Source organism: Haloleucobacter albus (assembly GCF_052492075.1).
On record NZ_JBQWAS010000023.1, the window covers coordinates 133,546 to 152,477 of the forward strand.

The following is an 18,932-nucleotide window of genomic DNA, read 5'->3' on the forward strand; positions in this document are numbered from 1 at the left end:
GATGTTGCCGCTCCTGTCTGGATGCAGGTGCTCTCAGGTTTGAAAAACATGAGCCGGAGGGGAGATCTTTCCTCCGGCTTTTTTCGTGCCGTGTATCGGGCTTGTGTACATATGAAAATGCCCCATACGCGACAGCGGTGCGTATGGGGCATCGAAAATCAGGGGCAGCCGGCAGGGGGCTGTCTGGCAGCCTCAGGGGCAGCGCACATAAATCATGGTGCCGTAGCGGCCGGAGACTTCCGGATCCACCCATTTCAGCACCATCACATTGCCATCGAAGCGCACCACCTGGCGGTCTCTCTGGGCACCGGCGGGTTCCGTGGGCAGGCCGAGGAAGGTGGGCCCGCCATTGGCCTTGGAGACAAGCTCGGAGAGCTTGTTGTCATCAGCCAGATACATCAGCACACCGCCGCTGGTGCCATTGGTGATGACATAGGGGTTGGAGCACTGGGCGCGAGCCTGCTTCTCCGTGCGGGCGGCGTCCTGCGGGCGATGATAGGCGGCAAGGCCCCATTTACCTACCAGCTGATCTGCCGAAATGGGGCTGGTGAAGACCGGCCGGGCCGGAGGCGGGGGCTCTGACGGCGTGGTGCTGCACGCGGCGAGAGTGAGGCCCATCGCGCCGATCATCGCACCTGTGGCCAGGCCGGAGCGGCGTTCACTGCGCGCGTTCAACCATGCAAGCATCAGATTCATGAGTTACCCCGAGGCCTCCGCCATCTCGTTTTCCGCTGCGGTGGGGGGACATGCGCCACCCATTCGCAGAACCATAAAGCCTTCAGGCCACGGCGTCGATAAAAGCTCGCCCAAGCGAGTAGATCCGTGGCTGTTGTCTGTCTTTACCATAGCGCGACGGGAGTTACCGCTTCGTATCTGCAACAGTGTGGCAGCAACCGTATGTCGAGAAAAAAAGATGGGGGGCAGGAGCGTATTTTCCTGTTCCCCCCGCCTTGACGGAAAGGGGGGCGCTGCCTATCTCGACCCTGAGCCTGGCACTCGGCCAACGAGAGTGCCAGCTGCGGGCCGCAAGGCCCGTTTCCCAGTTTCGAGAGGAATTGACCATGTCCTTCCGTCCCCTGCATGACCGCGTGGTTGTGAAGCGTATCGAGGCCGAGCAGAAGACCGCCGGCGGCATCATCATCCCCGACACCGCCAAGGAAAAGCCCCAGGAGGGCGAGGTGATCGCTGTCGGTCCCGGCGCGCGTGACGAAGCCGGCAAGCTGGTGCCCCTCGATGTGAAGGCGGGCGACAAGGTGCTGTTCGGCAAGTGGTCCGGCACCGAGGTGAAGATCGACGGCCAGGACCTGCTCATCATGAAGGAGAGCGACATTCTGGGCGTCGTCGGCTGACACGCTGGAATGTCGGCCCGGATGGGCCGGTCATGATCTTTTTCTAGTTTCAGGAGGCCGATATGGCTGCCAAAGACGTCAAGTTTTCTGCCGACGCCCGCGAAAAGCTGCTGCGTGGCGTGGATATTCTCGCCAATGCCGTGAAGGTCACCCTCGGCCCCAAGGGTCGTAATGTGGTGATTGAGAAGTCCTTCGGCGCTCCGCGCATCACCAAGGACGGCGTGTCCGTGGCGAAGGAAATCGAGCTTGAGGACAAGTTCGAGAATCTCGGCGCCCAGCTCGTGCGCGAAGTCGCGTCCAAGACCAATGATCTGGCTGGCGACGGCACCACCACTGCTACCGTTCTGGCCCAGGCCATCGTGAAGGAAGGTGCCAAGTCGGTTGCCGCCGGCATGAACCCGATGGATCTGAAGCGCGGCATCGACATGGCCGTTGCCGCTGCCATCGCCGACGTGCAGGGCCGCGCCAAGAAGGTTTCCGCCTCTTCGGAAGTCGCCCAGGTCGGCACCATCTCCGCGAACGGTGATGCCGCCATCGGCGAGATGATCGCCGGCGCGATGCAGAAGGTCGGCAATGAGGGTGTCATCACCGTCGAGGAAGCCAAGACCGCCGAGACCGAGCTGGATGTCGTGGAAGGCATGCAGTTCGACCGTGGCTATCTCTCCCCGTATTTCGTGACGAATGCGGAGAAGATGATCGCCGACATGGAAGAGCCCTACATTCTCATTTTCGAGAAGAAGCTCTCCGGCCTTCAGCCGATCCTGCCGGTGCTTGAGGCTGTCGTGCAGTCCGGCAAGCCGCTGGTCATCATCGCTGAAGACGTGGAAGGCGAGGCTCTGGCCACGCTGGTGGTCAACAAGCTGCGTGGCGGTCTGAAGGTTGCGGCCGTGAAGGCTCCCGGCTTCGGTGACCGTCGCAAGGCTATGCTGGAGGATATCGCCATCCTCACCGGCGGCCAGGTCATCTCCGAGGATCTCGGCATCAAGCTCGAGAATGTCAGCCTGAACGATCTGGGCCGCGCCAAGAAGGTCATCCTCGAGAAGGAAAAGACCACCATTGTCGACGGCGTGGGCGAGAAGTCCGAGATCGAGGCCCGTGTGGCGCAGATCAAGGCGCAGATCGAGACCACCTCTTCCGACTATGACCGCGAGAAGCTCCAGGAACGTCTGGCCAAGCTGGCTGGCGGCGTTGCGGTGATCCGCGTCGGTGGTTCCACCGAAGTGGAAGTGAAGGAAAAGAAGGATCGCGTGGACGACGCCCTGAACGCCACCCGCGCTGCGGTGGAAGAAGGCATCGTGCCCGGTGGTGGCGTGGCCCTGCTGCGCGCCAAGAAGGCTGTCGAAGGCTTGTCTTCCGACAATCCCGACATCGCCGCCGGTCTGAAGATCGTGCTGCGCGCCCTTGAGGCCCCCATCCGCCAGATCGCTGAGAATGCCGGCGTGGAAGGCTCCATCGTGGTGGGCAAGGTTCTCGAGAACAACGACGCGAACTTCGGCTTCAATGCGCAGTCCGAAGAATATGTCGACATGATCGCCACCGGCATCGTGGACCCGGCCAAGGTCGTGCGCACCGCGCTGCAGGATGCGGCCTCCATCGCGGCCCTGATCGTGACCACCGAAGCTCTGGTGGCCGAACTGCCGAAGAAGGATGCGGGCATGCCCGCCATGCCCGGCGGCGGCATGGGTGGTATGGGTGGCATGGACTTCTGAGGTCTGTGACATTCTCCGGGGCCGGCTGTCCGGCTCCGGTGCACTGAAAATAAGGCGCAGTCCGCAAGGGCTGCGCCTTTTTCATGCGAACTCCGCAGGGGGCAGGGGGCAGGGGGCAGGGGCTTTGCCCAAGATGGGCGTGGGGGGAGCAAGGCTTTCAGATCGCACGGCTCTGTTGCGTTGCCGCGCAAGTGCGGTTAACACAGCCTCAATCGTCAGGACCCGGTGAAAGTCCGGGTGGCTCTTCCGGCCGCCGACCCGCCGGACAACTCTCACGCCCTGTGCCCTCAGCCTTGCGGTTGGCCTTTCCGGTTACCGCAGCATGGGTGGCTATGTTCTGTGCCAATGCCTGTCATCAGGGTATCGGGCTCCGGGCGTGTCTGTGCCTTGAACGTGACGTTCTTTCCATGACTTCAACATCTTCTCATACGGAGCAGCCCGCTTCGCATTCCCACGGGCTGCGCAGCTATTCGCACCAGTGGTTTGGCAATATCCGGCGGGATATTCTTGCCGGTATTCTCGTCGCCTTCGCGCTCATCCCGGAAGCGATCGGCTTTAGCCTGATTGCCGGGGTGGACCCGAAGGTAGGGCTTTATGCCTCCTTCGCCATTGCCTGTGTTTCCGCATTTCTGGGGGGCAGGCCCGGCATGATTTCGGCTGCCACCGCCGCCACCGCTGTGGTGATGGTGAGCCTGGTGCGCGATCATGGCCTGGAATATCTGTTCGCGGCGACCATCCTCATGGGGCTGCTTCAGATGGGGGCGGGCTTTTTGCGGCTGGGGCGCATCATGCGCTTTGTTTCCCGCTCGGTCATCACCGGGTTCGTGAATGCGCTGGCCATCCTCATCTTCATGGCCCAGTTGCCGGAACTGATTGGCGTGCCCATGGCCACCTATGGCATGGTCGCGGCGGGACTGGCCATCATTTACCTGTTTCCGCTGCTGACCAAGGCGGTGCCTTCGCCTTTGGTCGCCATTGCAGTGTTGACACTGTTTGCCTGGTACACCGGCATGGATTTGCGCACGGTGGGAGATCTGGGCGAATTGCCATCCAGCCTGCCCATTCTGCACCTGCCGCAAGTGCCGCTCACGCTGGAAACATTGCAGATCATCTTTCCCTATTCGGTCACGCTGGCGGCTGTCGGGTTGTTGGAATCGCTGCTGACATCGCAGATCGTGGACGACATGACTGACACCATGGGCAACAAGAGCCAGGAATGTATCGGTCAGGGTGCAGGCAATATGGCTTCGGCGCTGATTGGTGGTATGGGCGGTTGCGCCATGATTGGCCAATCGGTCATCAATGTCTCGTCCGGCGGGCGGGGGCGGCTTTCCACCTTCATTGCGGGGGCGTTTTTGCTGTTCCTCATTCTGGTTCTGGATGATCTGGTGCGGATCATTCCCATGGCCGCGCTGGTGGCGGTGATGATTATGGTGTCCATCGGCACCTTCTCGTGGCGCTCCATTCTGGATCTGCGACGCAATCCGCGTTCGTCCTCCATCGTCATGCTGGCGACGGTGGCGACGGTGGTGGGCACGCATGATTTGGCGCAGGGGGTGCTGGTGGGTGTGCTGCTGTCTGGCGTGTTTTTCGCGGGCAAGGTTTCCCGCATGGTCATTGTCAGTGCAGAGGATGAGGAGGGCCGGCGTGTTTACCGTGTGACGGGCCAGATCTTCTTCGCATCTTCAGAACCGTTCCTGCGGGGCTTCGATTTTGAAGAGGCGCCTGAAACGGTAGTGATTGATGTGACCCACGCCCATTTCTGGGACATTACAGCCGTTGGCGCGCTCGACAGGGCGGTGATGAAATTCCGGCAGGCCGGGGCGCGTGTCGAGGTTCTGGGGCTGAATGAGGCCAGTGCGACCATGGTGGATCGCTTCGCCCTGCATGACAAGGGCGAGGATACGCTTCGCGCCACGCATTAAGCCGGACCGGGCTTATCTCTCACGCCACATGAAAACGGGGCGGCATGGAAGTGCCGCCCCGTTTTCTTTTGCATGCAAGTGATTGGCGCGCCGGGCCTATTCGTGCACCAGATCTCCCAGAAGGCTGGCAGCCAGCGTCATCTTGGAGAGGGTGAGGCCGGAAGCCACAATGTTGCTGATGGTGTTGTGCATCCGCTCCACCTCATCGCGATGGGCTTCCACATAAGCGGCAAGGCCGCGCTGGCCCGAGCTGCCATGAGCCAGAACCTGCCCGGTGAAGCGCCGCAGGAAGGTTTCCAACTGGGCTGCGGAACGGTCCAGCGCCAGACGGTCATAATAATCCGGTGCGCTGATATTGCCGGCCTGGGCCATGATATCGCCAACCCCGAAATAGCCCACCACGGCGAAGAAGGTACGGGCAACATCGGGAATGGGCCGCCCCGTGCTCTGCGCCAGATGGGCAATATCGGCGGCCGCCGCCAGCGCCTTTATGGAGCCGATGCGCCGGGCCAGGGATTCCGGCACCTGCTCGGCCATCAGTTCGGCAATCCTTTCCTGCCGGGCGGTGTGGTAACTCTCGGGCAGGCTGTCATCCAGTGCGGACATGACCGCACCAATGCTGGCCCGGTAGCAATCCACCACCGTGGCGATGCCATCGGAGAAGGAGACATTGCCGAGGAACCACACGATGCGGCTCACGGCCAGTTCCTGCACTGTGGCGTAGAGCGCCAGTTGCACCGCCCCGCTCACCTTGTTGTCAAGCGCGTCCACTTCCATCTTCAGGCCGGTCAGATCATAGCTGTCGCGCACGGCCGCGAAGGCGCGGGCCAGCGCTGCGGCGTCCGCCCCGGTCTGGTCGGCGATGCGGGCCAGGCTGGCCGGGCCACACAGGTTGATGATGGCGTTGGAGAGGCCCGTGGCGATGATCTCACGATGCAGGCGGTGTTCGTGAATCGCCTCGGGGAAGCGCTGCTGGAGTTCCTTCGGGAAGTAAGTGATGAGCTGGCGCGCCAGATAGGGGTCATCCGGCACATTGGAGGCCACCAGCGCGGCATTGAGCGTGAGCTTGCCATAGGCCAGCAGCACCGACAGTTCCGGCCGGGTGAGGTGCTCGCCCCGGCTGCGCCGGTCGGCAATCTCGGTATCGGAAGGCAGGGCTTCCACCTGCCGGTCCAGCGCGCCTTCCACTTCCAGAAGCTGCATCATGCGCTGCTGGAAGGGCAGGTCATCGGCACCCAGCCGTTCAGCCAGGGAGATGGCGAGGGTTTGGAGATAGTTGTTGCGCAGCACCAGCCGGGCGACTTCCGGGGTCATCTCTTTCAGCAGGGCGGCGCGTTCGGCCATGGTGATCTTGCCCTGTGCCAGCGGGTGAGACAGGGCGATCTTGATGTTCACCTCCACGTCCGAGGTGTTCACACCGGCTGAATTGTCGATGGCGTCCGTATTGAGGCGCACCCCGCGACGCGCGGCCTCGATGCGCCCGCGCTGGGTCACGCCCAGATTGGCACCTTCGCCGATCACCTTCACATTCAGCTCGGCGGCGGAAATGCGGATGGCGTCATTGGCACGGTCACCCACCTGGGCATCATTCTCCGCCGTGGCGCGGATATAGGTGCCGATGCCGCCGAAAAAGAGCAGATCCGCCGGAGCCTTCAGAATGGCGCTGATGAGTTCTGCGGGCGTCACCTTCGCGCGATGCAGGCCCAGAACCCCCTGCATCTGCTGGGAGAGCGGAATGCTCTTGGCATCGCGCGGGAACACGCCACCGCCTTCGGAGATCAGCGTGGCATTATATTCGGCCCAGGATGAGCGCGGCATGTCGAACAGGCGCTGACGCTCGGCATGGGAGGCGGCCGGATCGGGGTTCGGATCAAGGAAGATGTGGCGATGGTCGAAGGCCGCCACCAGCTTGATGGCGGACGACAGCAACATGCCATTGCCGAACACATCGCCCGACATGTCACCCACACCCACCACCGTAACCGGCTGGGTCTGGATGTCGATATCCATTTCACGGAAGTGTCGCTTCACGGCCTCCCACGCACCGCGGGCGGTGATGCCCATGGCCTTGTGGTCATAGCCCACCGAGCCGCCGGAGGCGAAGGCGTCATCCAGCCAGAAGCCATGGCGTTGCGAGAGCGCATTGGCGGTGTCGGAGAAGGTGGCGGTGCCCTTGTCCGCTGCCACCACGAGATAGGGGTCATCGCCATCCAGACGCACCGTATGTGCCGGATGGACCACTGCGCCGTCCTTCAGATTGTCGGCCAGATCCAGCAGGGCGGAGATGAACACCTCATAAGCAGCGCGTCCTTCGGCCTGCACCGCCTCACGGCTGCCGCCCGCAGGCAGGCATTTGGGTACGAAGCCGCCCTTCGCGCCCACCGGCACGATCACGGCGTTCTTCACCTGCTGAGCCTTTACGAGCCCCAGAATTTCGGTACGGAAATCCTGCGGGCGATCCGACCAGCGCAGGCCGCCGCGGGCCACCTTGCCAAAGCGCAGATGTACGCCTTCCACACGGGGGGAATAGACGAACACTTCATAGAGCGGGCGGGGCAATGGCAGGCCATCCACCTTCGCACTTTCCATCTTGATGGCGATGGCCTCGCGCGGGCCGCCCTCATCATTGCATTGATAGAAGCTGGTGCGCAGGGTGGCGTCCACCAGATTGATGAAATGCCGCAGAATGCGGTCCTCATCAAGGCTGGAGACAGCGGCAAGCCCTTCTTCCAGCGCGGCGCGCAGGGGCGCTTCGCGTTCGGCGCGCGCTTCATCGCGGCCATTCAGTGTGGGGTCAAAACGGGCGTGGAACAGCGCCACGATGAGGCGGGTCAGTTCCTCATGCCGGCCCAGTGTGGCCCACAGATAATCCTGTGAGAAGGGGATGCCGACCTGCCGCAGATAGCGGCCCAGCGTGCGCACCATCGCCGCTTCGCGCCAGGAGAGGCTGGCATCGGAAACCAGTGCGTTGAAGCCATCATTTTCCGCTTCGCCGCGCAAAACGGCGTTCAGGCAGTCTTCGAGCCGCTCGGCTGCGCCGGTGATGGCGATGGAGCCGCCATCGGCGCGTTCCAGCGTCATGTCATGGAGCCAGCAGCGCTCCTCATTTGCGGGGGTGATGCGGAAGGTGCGCTCATTGATGGCCCGCAGCCCCATATTTTCCAGCATGGGCACGCGGGTGGACAGCGGCAGCGGTTCGCCATGGGAGAGCAGGCGCAGGGAGATGCGGGTCTCCGGGTCGTTGTCTCTGCGATAGAAGGCAATGGCGATGGGGCGCCCCGGATTCAGGCGCTCCAGCTGCTCAATATCTGCAAGCGCGGTTTCCACGTCGAATGTGCTGATATAGCCCGCGCCAAAGGCATTGGCATAGCGCTGTTGCAGCGCGGTCATGCGGTCCTTGTTGAGGACGGGGTTGGAGATGATGGCCTGGCTGAGCCGGTCGCTCCAGGAGAAGGTGGCGTCGGCGATATCGGCTTCAAGCGTGGCGCGGTCCACATCTGGAATGCTGCCGGCATTGCGGCCGATGATGACATGCACGCGGGTAAGCGGCACCCCGGCCAGATAGGATTCAGCAAAGGAGGTGACGCGGCCGCCAAACGCCTTGGACAGAATCTCGCCGATGCGGGACCGCACCGCGATATCGAAGCGGTCATGCGGCACATAGACCAGCGCTGAAACGAAGCGATCAAACCTGTCCTGCCGCAGCAGCAGACGTACGCGCGGACGATCATAAAGGGAGAGAATTTCGCGCGAATGAGTCAGCAGGGTTTCGCTGTCGATCTGGAAGAGGTCATCGCGTGGATAGGTTTCCAGCGCGGTTGCCAAAGCGCGGGCAGAATGGCTGTCCGGTTCCAGTCCGGCGGCCTTCATCACGGCGTCGGCCTTCAGGCGCAGATAGGGAATTTGCCACACGGAATGGGTGTAGGCGCTGGCGGTGAGCAGGCCGATGACATGGATTTCGCCGGTGAGGCGGCCTGCCTTGTCATGGGTTTTGATGCCCACATAATCCATGGTGCCGCGCCGGTGCACGCGGGAGCGCAGGCTGGCCTTGGTGAAGAGCAGGGGCTGGGGCGAGGCCAGAAAGGCGCGGATTTCCGGCGTGGTCACCACCGGAATATCCCCCAGGCGCAGTTCGTGCACGGAGGGGTCGCGCAGCACGCCCAGGCCGGTTGTCGGCAGCTCCAGCAGGCCGCCATCATTGTCGATCTCGTAATGACGCAGGCCGAGAAAGATGAAATTGTCCTGAGCCAGCCAGGAAAGCAGATCGGCCGCCTCGCGGGCCTCGGCGGGCTCCACGCCCTTTTCGCCGGCACGGTAGCGCTGGGCCAGTTCCTGAACCTGCTCATGCATGGCCCGGAAATCTTCATTGGCGGCGCGAACATCTGTCAGGGTCTCTGCAATCTCGGCCTTGAGCTGTGCGCCTTCGGCGGCGGAGATGGCCGGAATGTGCAGATGAATGAGACTTTCGCGCCGGCCTGAGGGTTCCTGATTGGCGCGGGGCGGTTCCTTCACATTCAGAACCTGGCCCTGTGCGTTGCGTTCCACATGCAGGATGGGATGGGCCGCGAGTTTCAGCTCGATGCCACGCGCGGCGATAGCCGCGACCACGGAATCGAACAGAAAGGCCATGTCATCATTCACGGCCTCAATGACGGTGATGGTGCCGCTGATATCCGATGAGGGGTCGGGTTGGGGGGTGTGCAGGCGGATATCAATGCTGCCGGGCCGATGGGTTGTGACATGCTGCCAGGCCGAGCGGATCATGGCGGCAAGCATGGGGACGGAAAGGGGCAGCAGATCTTCCGGCGCCATGGCCGCAAGGAAGGTGTGGGTGAAGGTGTTGGGCACCGGCTTGTGCGCCGGCGCGATGCCGCCCACGGAGCGGGCCTCGCCGACGGCGGCTTCCTGTGCCAGCAGGGCGCGGACTTCGCTGATGCGCGTTGCGATGCTCTGGCTCGTATCGACTTCAGGAAAACCGTGAATGGTCATGGCCCTTGTCCCCCAAATTTCGCGCGTGCGCTTCTCAGCTGTGTTGCCTGCCTGTGCCGCTATCCTGCCACGGCCTCATGACAGGGCTGTATGGCGGGTGCAGGCAGGACATGACGGGCTGTCACGACATAAAAATGACGCGGAGCGCCTCTCTGCTTCAAGATGAAGTGGAATAAATTGGAAGAAAAGGACAAAATAGAGGCCGCTTGCGAAAATCGTGCGCCTTGTGTCAGGCATATCTGCGGCATTGTAAGTGCAATAAGGTGATGTGTGCGCTGCAATATGGCGCGCCTATGGTGTGCGATGCAGTATTGCGCCTCTTTTGCGATGGGGATTTTTGTAAAATAAGTGCGGAATATTGTGCATTTTGCGCTGTATCCCGTCTCTTTCTGGTGTGAGAACAGCCCTTGCCGCCTGTATTGCGCAGCTGGGTTTGACGTGGGATTGAGGGCGGATGTGTGGCGTGGGCTTGCAGCGGACATCCTCCTGGCAAAGGATGTTCACAGCTTGTGCAGTTGCGAAAAATATTTCACGCGGCGGGGGTATGGATGAGCCTCGAACTGTCGGGCTGCGAAGGGGAGAGGCATAATGACGGAAGATGTTCGGAAAACGGCCGCTGATGGTTCCGCCCCGGAACAGCCTTCCCGAGTGAAGCCGGCTGGCGCTGCGCCGGATATGCCTGAGCATGATGTCCCTTCTCTGGAGGCTGGGCTGCCGGAAACCTTTCTGCCGGCTTCCGCCTTCTCCGGGCAGGAGGCCGACAAGCATGATGCGTCCCTGACGCCAGAGGAGGACGTCGCCGATCTGCCTGTGCCCCGTGCGGACAGACATGCCGATTTCGTGCTGCTGGGCGGCGGCATGGCGAGCGCCGCCGCCGCCGCCACCTTGCGCAGCGAGGGCGCGGAAGGGTCCATTCTGCTGATTTCTGCGGAAATGGTGCCGCCCTATCACCATCCCGCACTCTCGAAGCGTGTGCTGTTGGGGGAGAAGCCTTCCGGGCAGGTCTTCATTCATCCGGAAACATTTTACGAAGAGCAGCGGATTGATCTGGCCCTCGGCACCCGCGTGGTGACGGTGAACAGCCGGGCGAAGATCATCACCACTGCGGCCGGCGGCACCATCAGCTATGGCCAGTTGATGATCGCGACTGGCGGCACCCCCAAGCCATTGCGGGTGCCAGGTGCCCATTTGCCCGGCGTTTTCACCCTGCGCGACATGAATGACGCCAGTTCCATCCGCGCTGCCATGGGGCCGGCGCGCCACGCGGTGGTGCTGGGTGGCAGTTTTCTGGGTATGGAAATTGCCATGGCGTTGCTGGAGGCGGGGCTTCAGGTCACCATCATTGAACAGGGGCCGGTGCTGCTGCGTCATCTGGAGGCGGAGCGGCTCTCCACATATTTCCGTGCCTATGCCGAATCGCGTGGGGCGCGGGTGCTGCTGAATGAAACCGTGCGCGAGGTGCATGGAACGGCCGGGCTGCCAGAAGGCGAGCCGGGGCGGGTGGAAGCTGTGGAGACCTCATCCGGGGCGCGTCTGCCCTGTGACCTTATGGTGGTGAGCATCGGGGTGTCTCCGGCCACGTCCTTTCTGGAAGGCAGCGACATCAAGCTCTCCAATGGCTATGTGATGGTCGATTCGCTGTTGCGCACCAGCGCGCCGGGCGTGTTCGCCGCCGGGGACGTCACCACATTTTACGATCCTGTCTTTGCGCGTCAGCGCCATATCGAGCATTGGGATAATGCGCTCAAGCAAGGCCGCATTGCCGCGCGCAACATGCTGGGCCGGCGCATGCCGTATGATGAAGTCTCCTACTTCTTCTGTGAAGTGGGAGATATCGGCTTCAATGTGCTGGGCGCGCCGGAAGATGCAGACCATTGGGTGGAGCGCGGCTCTCTGGACGGGGGGGATTACGCCCTTTTCTATCTGAAGGGGGATGTGCCGCGTGCCCTGTTCTCAGTCGGGCGCCCGGTGGATGAAACCCGCGTGGCCGAAGGGTTGATCCGCTATCGTGTGGCGCTGGGAGATACCCTCTCCCGGCTGCGGGAGCCGGATTTCGTGCTGGATCAGATCCCCCCGCAAACCGCCTTGCTGTTGCAGGGCGGTGGTGCCATGGGGGCGTTTGAATGCGGGGTGGTGAAGGCGCTGGAGGAAGAGGGAATCTTCCCGGATATCGTGGCGGGCGTGTCGATCGGGGCGCTGAACGGGGCCATCATTGCGGCTCATCCGCACCATGCCACCGAGGCGCTGGAAAGTTTCTGGGCGGACCTGACCGTGAATACGCCGCCCATGATGACCGATGATGTGCGCCGCTGGATCGCGGCCGGGCGTGTGCTGACCATGGGTGTGCCCAATTTCTTTTCGCCGCGCTGGTTTACCCCTCCGCTGACGCCGGATCTGTGGCCCATGCACTGGACCAGCTTCTATGACACGGCCCCGATGCGGCGTTTGCTGAACAGCTATGTGGATTTCAGGGCGCTGAAGAACAGCCCGGTGCGCCTGCTGGTGAACGCCGTTGATGTCACCACGGCCCGGCAGGTGGTGTTCGACAGCTATGTGGATGATCTCACGGCCGATCACATCATCGCCAGCGGCAGCCTGCCGCCGGGTTTCTCCTGGACGGAGATTGACGGGCAGTTTTACTGGGATGGCGGCATTATCTCGAACTCGCCGCTGGATATGGTGCTGGAACGCTGCGGGCCGGATGGCAAGCGGGTCTTCATTGTGGATCTGTTTTCGGGCCAGCGGGAACTGCCAGACAGTATGGCCGAGGTGCTCGCACGGCGTGATGAGATTGTTTATTCAGAGCGTGTGCACAATGATCTGTATCATCGTGAAAAGGTTGATACTTATCGTCGTCTCATCGGTTTCATGACGAGCCGCCTGGAAGAAGATGAGCGGGCGCGCGTCAAGCGCCTCCCGGTCTATATCCAGCTTATGGGACAAAGCGCGGCAGGCTCCATCACGCGTTTCGTGCGGGAGGGGCGGCCGGGTGAGCATGCCACGAAGGACTATGATTTTTCTGATGTCGCCATCTGTGCCAATCAGAAAGAAGGCTACGCAGCGGTAAAGAAAGCGCTCGCCCAAAAATAATGAACATGTTATGCTTTGCGCATCTTGCATGAAATGAAGAACACAAATTGCAGTCGCCGCCCTGAGGGGCGGCGTTTCTAACGAAAAGTTGATTTTGAACTGCATATCTCTTGCTTGTTCATTCAGTTTCGTCTCGCTAAAAATTCCGCAGCTGAACTGAAAGCCCAGCAGGCGTGCCCCAAGCGGGCGCGGATGAGCCAGTCTTCCTGCCTTATCCTGTGCGCGTCTGATGTTACCCATGCCAAGCCCTGACCGGCATGGGGGAGGCGGGCCGGATGGTATCCCCCCCACGGCGCCATCCGGTCCGTTCAGCTCTTTCCATGGCATGTGCCGGAAGGCGCTGAACGGGCTCTTTCGCCAGTTCTTTTATCCCGAGATGCGTGGTTCCGGCATGATGGACGCTGGCCATCTGCAAGCGCGCACGCAAAAGCTGCGGGCAGATCCGCAAAGTTGCTCTGTCCGCTGTCTCGCCTTGCCTGCGGCGGGAGGGGGCGTCAGGCGGTTGGGGTAAATTCGGCTTCGGCCTCATAGCCCACACAGGCGCAATCTTCGTAAGCCTCGGTCTTGCTCGAGCTGACGATCGCCCGCACCACGCCTGCCCGTGTGCCGCACAGGGCCAGAATATCGTGCACCAGCGTTTCCTGGAGATTGTAATGGCCGCGCGCGAGCAACGCCTTGATGCCCGTGCGCAGAAAATCATAATCCACCGTAGTGGAAATATCGTCCCCATGCGCCAGCAATTGCGGGTTCAGCATAAGGCGTACGGAAATGAGCAGGCGCTGATGGCGCTGCTTTTCATGCGCGTGAATGCCGATGGACGCATCGACCTCGAAATTCTCAAGGCAGAGGCTGTGCTGGCGGATCACCATGGAAGTATCTTGACGGATGGGACCAACTCCCGACACGGATGGCCTGTGCATTACAGGGGAATGAAGGCCACGTCGCGCCCCGGATTGACGAGGGACTGGCCACCATCAATAACAATGGTTTGTCCTGTCAGGGCGGGCGTGTCCAGAATGAAACGCACCGCATCCACCAGCTGTGCAGGCGTGCACCCCTGATGAAGCGGGTTGGCCTTGTGGGCCTTTTCGAAATCGGCATCGCTTTGCACGCCGCTGGGCAGGGTAATGCCGGGCGCAATGCCGCACACCCGCACATGGGGCGCAACCGCCAGCGCCAGCGACCCTGTCATGGCGGACAAGGCCAGTTTGGCGACTGTATATGTGAAATAATCCGGGTTTGGCGCGTGGATCTTGTTATCCAGAATATTGATGATGCAGCCGCCCGCTTCTTGCATAAGCCGGGCTGCGCGCCGGCTGAGAAAGAGCGGCGCACGCAGATTGACGGCAATATGGGCGTCAAACCCTTCCGCGCTCATGCTGTTCAGTGTGTCATACTGAAACCGGGAGGCATTGTTGACCAGCGCGGCCAGCCGCGCGCCGCGCCGCGCCGCGCAGGCGGCGGCATTTTCGGCCAGCTCATCCACCTGTTCCAGCCTTGAGAAGTCGGCTTGCAGAATGTCCGCCATGCCGCCCATCTTGCTGATGGCCCCGGCCAGATCCTGTGCCGGCGCTTCCGACCGATTGTAATGAATCAGGACATGCCAGCCTTGGCCAGCCAGGCCGAGGCACAGCTCCCGGCCAATACGCTCGGCGCCGCCGGTCACCAGCACTGATCTGCGTTCCGCTTTCATGCGTTCTCTTATCGTGGCCGGCTGGAGGGCTCTATATCTGCGTCCAAACTTGATGATGTGTCAATTTGACGCATATGCTCAATGTGAGCTGTTTCATTCTTGGCTACAAGCGGATAGCTGCCTTGTGGACATCACATTTCCCTTCGATAAGCAGGGGCGCTGAATGTGGCTCTTGCGCTGCGGCAGGCTGCGGCGCACCAGTGAGATGTTTTGATGCGAGACCCGCCGAAAGCGCCGGTTCTCCGCGGGAACAGGGGGCTGTCATCCAAACAGCATGGCCACACAGCACAAATTGCGGGTGGCCGGTTGCCGATGGGCGGTCGTATGTGGCTGAGGCAGCCTTGGCGCAGGAACAGGACGGGTCAATCGTGATTTTCAGAACAATCATGTCGTCAGGCTTCACCCGTTCGGGTTGGATGCGGGCCGGGCTGCTGAGTGTGGGGCTGCTGAGCGCCGGTGCGCTGGATGTCGGGGGGCTTGGCGTGCGCGCCGCCCTTGCGCAGCAGGCCGCAAGCGCTTCTCCCTTCGCACCGCCGCCCGTCGCTTCCACCAGCAATATATCTTCCGGTGGGGCTCGGCCCGCTTCAGCCGACACCGCCATGGCCAGCTCGGAGCCGAACGCGCCGAAGCCGGACAAGCCCTCGCGAACAAAAGCGTCTTCCGCTCCGGCCGGGCCGCTGAAACGTTCTTACTCATCGGTTTCGGTTGGAGAGAAGGTGGTTGCGCTCACCTTTGATGACGGCCCGAACCCCGCGACCACGCCGAAGCTGCTGGATATGCTGAAGGCGCGCGGTGTGCATGCCACCTTCTTCGTGCTGGGCACGCGCGCGGCGGAAAATCCGGCCCTGCTGCGCCGTATGATCGCCGAGGGGCATGAGATCGGCAATCACTCATGGAATCATCCGCAGCTCCCGAAGATCAGCCGGGCTGCCGCCGATAAGCAAATTGCCGACGCCAGTGCCGCCATTGAGCGGGCCACAGGCAAGAAGCCGCGTTATCTGCGCCCGCCTTATGGTGCCATGACGCCGGCTCTGCGGTCGCATCTCGAACAGAAATATGGGCTGACCTTCGTCTATTGGTCCGTTGATCCGCTGGACTGGAAAAACCGGAACGCCAAGACTGTGCGTGAGCGCATTCTGGCCAAGGCCCGGCCCGGCAGCATCATTCTGCTGCATGATATTCACGCCACAAGCGTGGCCGCCATGCCGGAGCTGCTGGATACAATGTTGGCCAAGGGGTACCGCTTTGCAACGGTTTCCGAGCTGATCGCGCAGGATCAGCCGGGCCGGGTGCATGTGGCTTCCAATGCGTTCGAGCAATCATCCGGCGGCAAGCCTCGTCGCTCTGCTGCGGCAAGCACGACGCATACGGGCCACCATAAGCCTGTCGCGGGGGGCATTGGCCTGTATTGAGGCCGTGCAGACAAGAAGGACGTTGGCGGGAAGGTCTGTCGGGCCATGTGCTGCGCGGATGTGCTGAGCGGATGCGTGGCACATGACGTCGCGCTCGCTTGTGGCCTCGTGGCCTTGACACCCCTGCCGGCCAATGTCACTGCGCTCATCAAAATCTCGCATTGGAGGCTCGTTGATGAGCGATGATACCCGTTCCGGGTCGCAAACTGCCTTTATTTTCCCCGGTCAGGGCAGTCAGGCTGTGGGCATGGGCAAGACACTGGCCGACAACTTCCCTGTCGCCAAGGCCGTGTTTGAAGAGGTGGATTCCGCTCTGGGTGAAAAACTCACCCGTGTGATGTGGGATGGCCCGGCTGAGGAACTCACGCTCACCGCCAATGCCCAGCCGGCCCTGATGGCTGTTTCTCTGGCCGCCATGCGGGTGTTGCAGAGCGAGGCCGGGCTGGATCTGTCACGGGATGCTGCTTTCGTAGCGGGCCATTCTCTGGGTGAATATTCCGCTTTGGCGGCGGCTGGCGCGCTTTCCGTGGCGGATGCCGCGCGTTTGCTGCGCATTCGCGGCAGCGCCATGCAGCAGGCCGTTCCGGTTGGCGAGGGGGCCATGGCCGCCCTGCTGGGGCTGGATTATGAGCAGGCCGTCGCTGTCGCTGCCGAAGCCGCTCAGGATGAGGTGTGCGAGGCCGCGAACGACAATGCACCCGGTCAGGTGGTGGTTTCCGGCTCTCGCGCGGCAGTCGAGCGGGCCATTGAGATCGCCAAGGAAAAGGGAGCGATGAAGGCGGTTCTTCTGCCGGTGTCTGCCCCCTTCCATTGTCGTCTGATGGCTCCGGCTGCCGAGGCGATGGCGAAGGCGCTGGCCGAGGCTACGGTGCATGCTCCGGTGGTGCCGCTGGTGGCCAATGTGCGGGCCGCCCCGGTGGAAGATCCGGCGGAAATCGTGCGGCTGCTGGTGGAGCAGGTGACGGGTACCGTGCGCTGGCGTGAAAGCGTGGCCTATATGGCTGGCGCTGGCGTAAGCCGCATGGTGGAAGTGGGTGCCGGCAAGGTGCTGTGTGGGCTGGCGCGGCGGATTGACCGCAAGATCGGCACCACGGCTGTTGGCACGGCGGATGATGTCGCCGCCTTTATTGCCGCCCGTCAGGGGTGATGTCGTAGATGATTCTGTCGCAATGGTGATGGCGCGGCCTGTTCATTGCTGAGCTGCCTGCGGACAGGGGCCTTGCCCCCTGTTCGCATGGCGGGCAGAAGAGAGTTCCGCATGTCTCCGCTCAGGTGGGGAGGCCGCCCGTTGGGCGGTTATGCACAGATTGCGCTGCTGCGGTGGCGAGAGAAACGAAAACTGGGAGTTTTCATGTTTGATCTGACCGGCAAGACCGCTCTTGTCACCGGGGCAACCGGCGGCATTGGTGGAGCTATCGCCCGGGCGCTGCACGCCCAGGGGGCGACTGTGGCCATTTCCGGCACGCGTCGCGAAGCGCTGGAAGCGCTGGCCAGCGAGCTGGGTGGCGAGCGGGTTGTGGTGCAGCCCTGCAATCTGTCCTCTACGGATGATGTCGAGGCGCTGGTGCCGGCTGCCGAGGAGGCCTTGGGCGGCCATATCGACATTCTGGTGAACAATGCGGGAATCACCCGCGACAACATCTTCATGCGCCTGACGGATGAGGCATGGGATGATGTCATCAAGGTGAATCTCACCGCTGCTTTCCGGCTGTCTCGTGCGGCCGTGCGACTCATGATGCGGCGTCGTTCCGGGCGCATCATCAACATCACCTCCATCGTGGGTGTCACCGGCAATGCCGGGCAGGGCAATTATGCCGCCGCCAAGGCCGGCATGATCGGCATGTCCAAGTCTCTGGCGCAGGAAGTGGCCTCACGCGGGGTGACTGTGAACTGCATCGCCCCCGGCTTCATCGCCACGCCGATGACGGACGCCCTGAATGACAAGCAGCGCGAAGCCATTCTGAAGGCTGTTCCTGCCGCAAAGCTGGGGACGCCGGATGATATTGCGACGGCTGCCGTCTTCCTGGCTTCTGACGAGGCTGGCTATGTGACAGGCCAGACCCTGCATGTGAATGGCGGCATGGCCATGATCTGATTCCAGACGGGTTTCGGCCCGTTCTGGAGCCGGCGTGATGCGTGCATTGCTGGCCATGTCGGCGGGAGTGTGCTAACGAGCCGCTCGACCAGTCTGGAATCGACGTGCTATCTGAAGTATCCAGCCTGTGATGTGTTTGCGTTGCAGCAATCTTTTCAACAATGGATTGTTGCTTTGTGGGACACGACAGGTGGTTGCGCAAAAGCGCGTGCGAGAGTACGGACGTGGAACCGGCGAGAGGGGGCTGGGCACGAGGCGAAAAAGCCTTTATGCCCACTCCGGACTGCCAAATGGCAACGGGATTATCCGATTATAACGAGGGTTGCATCGATGAGTGACATCGCCGAGCGGGTGAAGAAGATTGTCGCGGAGCATCTTGGCGTGGAACCTGAAAAGGTGACGGACGCTGCCTCCTTCATCGACGATCTCGGCGCCGACAGCCTCGACACCGTCGAGCTCGTGATGGCTTTCGAGGAAGCCTTCAACTGCGAGATCCCGGACGACGCCGCCGAGACCATTCTGACTGTCGGCGACGCGATCAAGTTCCTGGAAAAGAACGCGGCTTGAGCCTGACATTTCCTGACACGACGGTCGCGTGGCGCTCTGCGTCCGCGACCGTTGTCGCTGATGGGTCTGGTGCGCCGGACAGGGCAGCCCGCAAGGCGGGTGG

General features: G+C 62.0%; 12 protein-coding genes and 1 other annotated feature. Of the genes, 8 read left to right on the forward strand and 4 right to left on the reverse strand.

The annotated features are described in order from the left end of the window. Nucleotides 1–192 precede the first annotated feature (192 nt). On the reverse strand, nucleotides 193–696 hold the full coding sequence (locus tag ACT6QH_RS07165) for a hypothetical protein (protein ID WP_444974128.1): 504 nt from the start codon (nucleotides 694–696) through the stop codon (nucleotides 193–195). 365 nt (nucleotides 697–1,061) lie between these two features. On the opposite strand from ACT6QH_RS07165, the gene groES reads away from it, so the two are divergent. The 3 genes from groES (at nucleotide 1,062) to ACT6QH_RS07180 (ending at nucleotide 4,983) form a co-directional block, all read left to right on the forward strand. Further along, entirely contained in the window at nucleotides 1,062–1,349 is a 288-nt protein-coding gene (gene groES / locus ACT6QH_RS07170; protein WP_444974129.1) for a co-chaperone GroES, read from the forward strand. A 62-nt stretch (nucleotides 1,350–1,411) separates the two neighbouring features. Beyond that, on the forward strand, nucleotides 1,412–3,058 hold the full coding sequence (gene groL / locus ACT6QH_RS07175; RefSeq protein ID WP_444974130.1) for a chaperonin GroEL: 1,647 nt from the start codon (nucleotides 1,412–1,414) through the stop codon (nucleotides 3,056–3,058). Nucleotides 3,059–3,273: 215 nt separating this feature from the next. Continuing rightward, nucleotides 3,274–3,329, forward strand: a sequence feature (sul1 is cis-regulatory element that is thought to sense ions involved in sulfur or methionine metabolism; They are found in Alphaproteobacteria). Nucleotides 3,330–3,465: 136 nt separating this feature from the next. Further along, a complete protein-coding gene (locus tag ACT6QH_RS07180; RefSeq protein WP_444974131.1) occupies nucleotides 3,466–4,983 on the forward strand; it encodes a SulP family inorganic anion transporter in 1,518 nt (505 codons plus the stop codon). 96 nt (nucleotides 4,984–5,079) lie between these two features. Here the strand turns inward: ACT6QH_RS07180 and ACT6QH_RS07185 are convergent, their stop codons facing one another. Then, nucleotides 5,080–9,972 (reverse strand): NAD-glutamate dehydrogenase, encoded by a 4,893-nt coding sequence (locus ACT6QH_RS07185; protein ID WP_444974132.1) that lies wholly within the window; start codon nucleotides 9,970–9,972, stop codon nucleotides 5,080–5,082. Between the two features lie 588 nt (nucleotides 9,973–10,560). Between ACT6QH_RS07185 and ACT6QH_RS07190 the strand changes: the two genes are divergently transcribed. Further along, nucleotides 10,561–13,062: an FAD-dependent oxidoreductase gene (locus ACT6QH_RS07190; RefSeq protein ID WP_444974133.1), complete on the forward strand. Its 2,502-nt coding sequence runs from the start codon at nucleotides 10,561–10,563 to the stop codon at nucleotides 13,060–13,062. Between the two features lie 494 nt (nucleotides 13,063–13,556). On the opposite strand, the gene ACT6QH_RS07195 is transcribed toward ACT6QH_RS07190, so the two are convergent. Continuing rightward, complete coding sequence (locus ACT6QH_RS07195) at nucleotides 13,557–13,931, reverse strand: dihydroneopterin aldolase (RefSeq protein ID WP_444974134.1); 375 nt, start codon at nucleotides 13,929–13,931, stop codon at nucleotides 13,557–13,559. A 50-nt stretch (nucleotides 13,932–13,981) separates the two neighbouring features. Continuing rightward, on the reverse strand, nucleotides 13,982–14,755 hold the full coding sequence (locus ACT6QH_RS07200) for an SDR family NAD(P)-dependent oxidoreductase (protein WP_444974135.1): 774 nt from the start codon (nucleotides 14,753–14,755) through the stop codon (nucleotides 13,982–13,984). 386 nt (nucleotides 14,756–15,141) lie between these two features. Between ACT6QH_RS07200 and ACT6QH_RS07205 the strand changes: the two genes are divergently transcribed. From ACT6QH_RS07205 to ACT6QH_RS07220, 4 genes are all read left to right on the forward strand, one after another. After that, the gene (locus ACT6QH_RS07205; protein ID WP_444974136.1) at nucleotides 15,142–16,167 is read left to right on the forward strand and encodes a polysaccharide deacetylase family protein; all 1,026 of its coding nucleotides are present in this window, start codon (nucleotides 15,142–15,144) and stop codon (nucleotides 16,165–16,167) included. A 175-nt stretch (nucleotides 16,168–16,342) separates the two neighbouring features. Further along, entirely contained in the window at nucleotides 16,343–17,314 is a 972-nt protein-coding gene (gene fabD / locus ACT6QH_RS07210; protein WP_444974137.1) for an ACP S-malonyltransferase, read from the forward strand. A gap of 204 nt (nucleotides 17,315–17,518) precedes the next feature. Beyond that, nucleotides 17,519–18,262: a 3-oxoacyl-[acyl-carrier-protein] reductase gene (gene fabG / locus ACT6QH_RS07215; protein ID WP_444974138.1), complete on the forward strand. Its 744-nt coding sequence runs from the start codon at nucleotides 17,519–17,521 to the stop codon at nucleotides 18,260–18,262. A gap of 330 nt (nucleotides 18,263–18,592) precedes the next feature. Beyond that, nucleotides 18,593–18,829, forward strand: a complete 237-nt coding sequence (locus tag ACT6QH_RS07220) for an acyl carrier protein (protein ID WP_238121842.1) — start codon at nucleotides 18,593–18,595, stop codon at nucleotides 18,827–18,829. Nucleotides 18,830–18,932: the final 103 nt, after the last annotated feature.

Bases quoted from the DNA above. Each gene is read 5' to 3' on its own strand.
- ACT6QH_RS07165 (WP_444974128.1), bottom strand. From the start codon at position 696: ATGAATCTGATGCTTGCATGGTTGAACGCGCGCAGTGAACGCCGCTCC.
- groES (WP_444974129.1), top strand. From the start codon at position 1,062: ATGTCCTTCCGTCCCCTGCATGACCGCGTGGTTGTGAAGCGTATCGAG.
- groL (WP_444974130.1), top strand. From the start codon at position 1,412: ATGGCTGCCAAAGACGTCAAGTTTTCTGCCGACGCCCGCGAAAAGCTG.
- ACT6QH_RS07180 (WP_444974131.1), top strand. From the start codon at position 3,466: ATGACTTCAACATCTTCTCATACGGAGCAGCCCGCTTCGCATTCCCAC.
- ACT6QH_RS07185 (WP_444974132.1), bottom strand. From the start codon at position 9,972: ATGACCATTCACGGTTTTCCTGAAGTCGATACGAGCCAGAGCATCGCA.
- ACT6QH_RS07190 (WP_444974133.1), top strand. From the start codon at position 10,561: ATGACGGAAGATGTTCGGAAAACGGCCGCTGATGGTTCCGCCCCGGAA.
- ACT6QH_RS07195 (WP_444974134.1), bottom strand. From the start codon at position 13,931: ATGGTGATCCGCCAGCACAGCCTCTGCCTTGAGAATTTCGAGGTCGAT.
- ACT6QH_RS07200 (WP_444974135.1), bottom strand. From the start codon at position 14,755: ATGAAAGCGGAACGCAGATCAGTGCTGGTGACCGGCGGCGCCGAGCGT.
- ACT6QH_RS07205 (WP_444974136.1), top strand. From the start codon at position 15,142: ATGTCGTCAGGCTTCACCCGTTCGGGTTGGATGCGGGCCGGGCTGCTG.
- fabD (WP_444974137.1), top strand. From the start codon at position 16,343: ATGAGCGATGATACCCGTTCCGGGTCGCAAACTGCCTTTATTTTCCCC.
- fabG (WP_444974138.1), top strand. From the start codon at position 17,519: ATGTTTGATCTGACCGGCAAGACCGCTCTTGTCACCGGGGCAACCGGC.
- ACT6QH_RS07220 (WP_238121842.1), top strand. From the start codon at position 18,593: ATGAGTGACATCGCCGAGCGGGTGAAGAAGATTGTCGCGGAGCATCTT.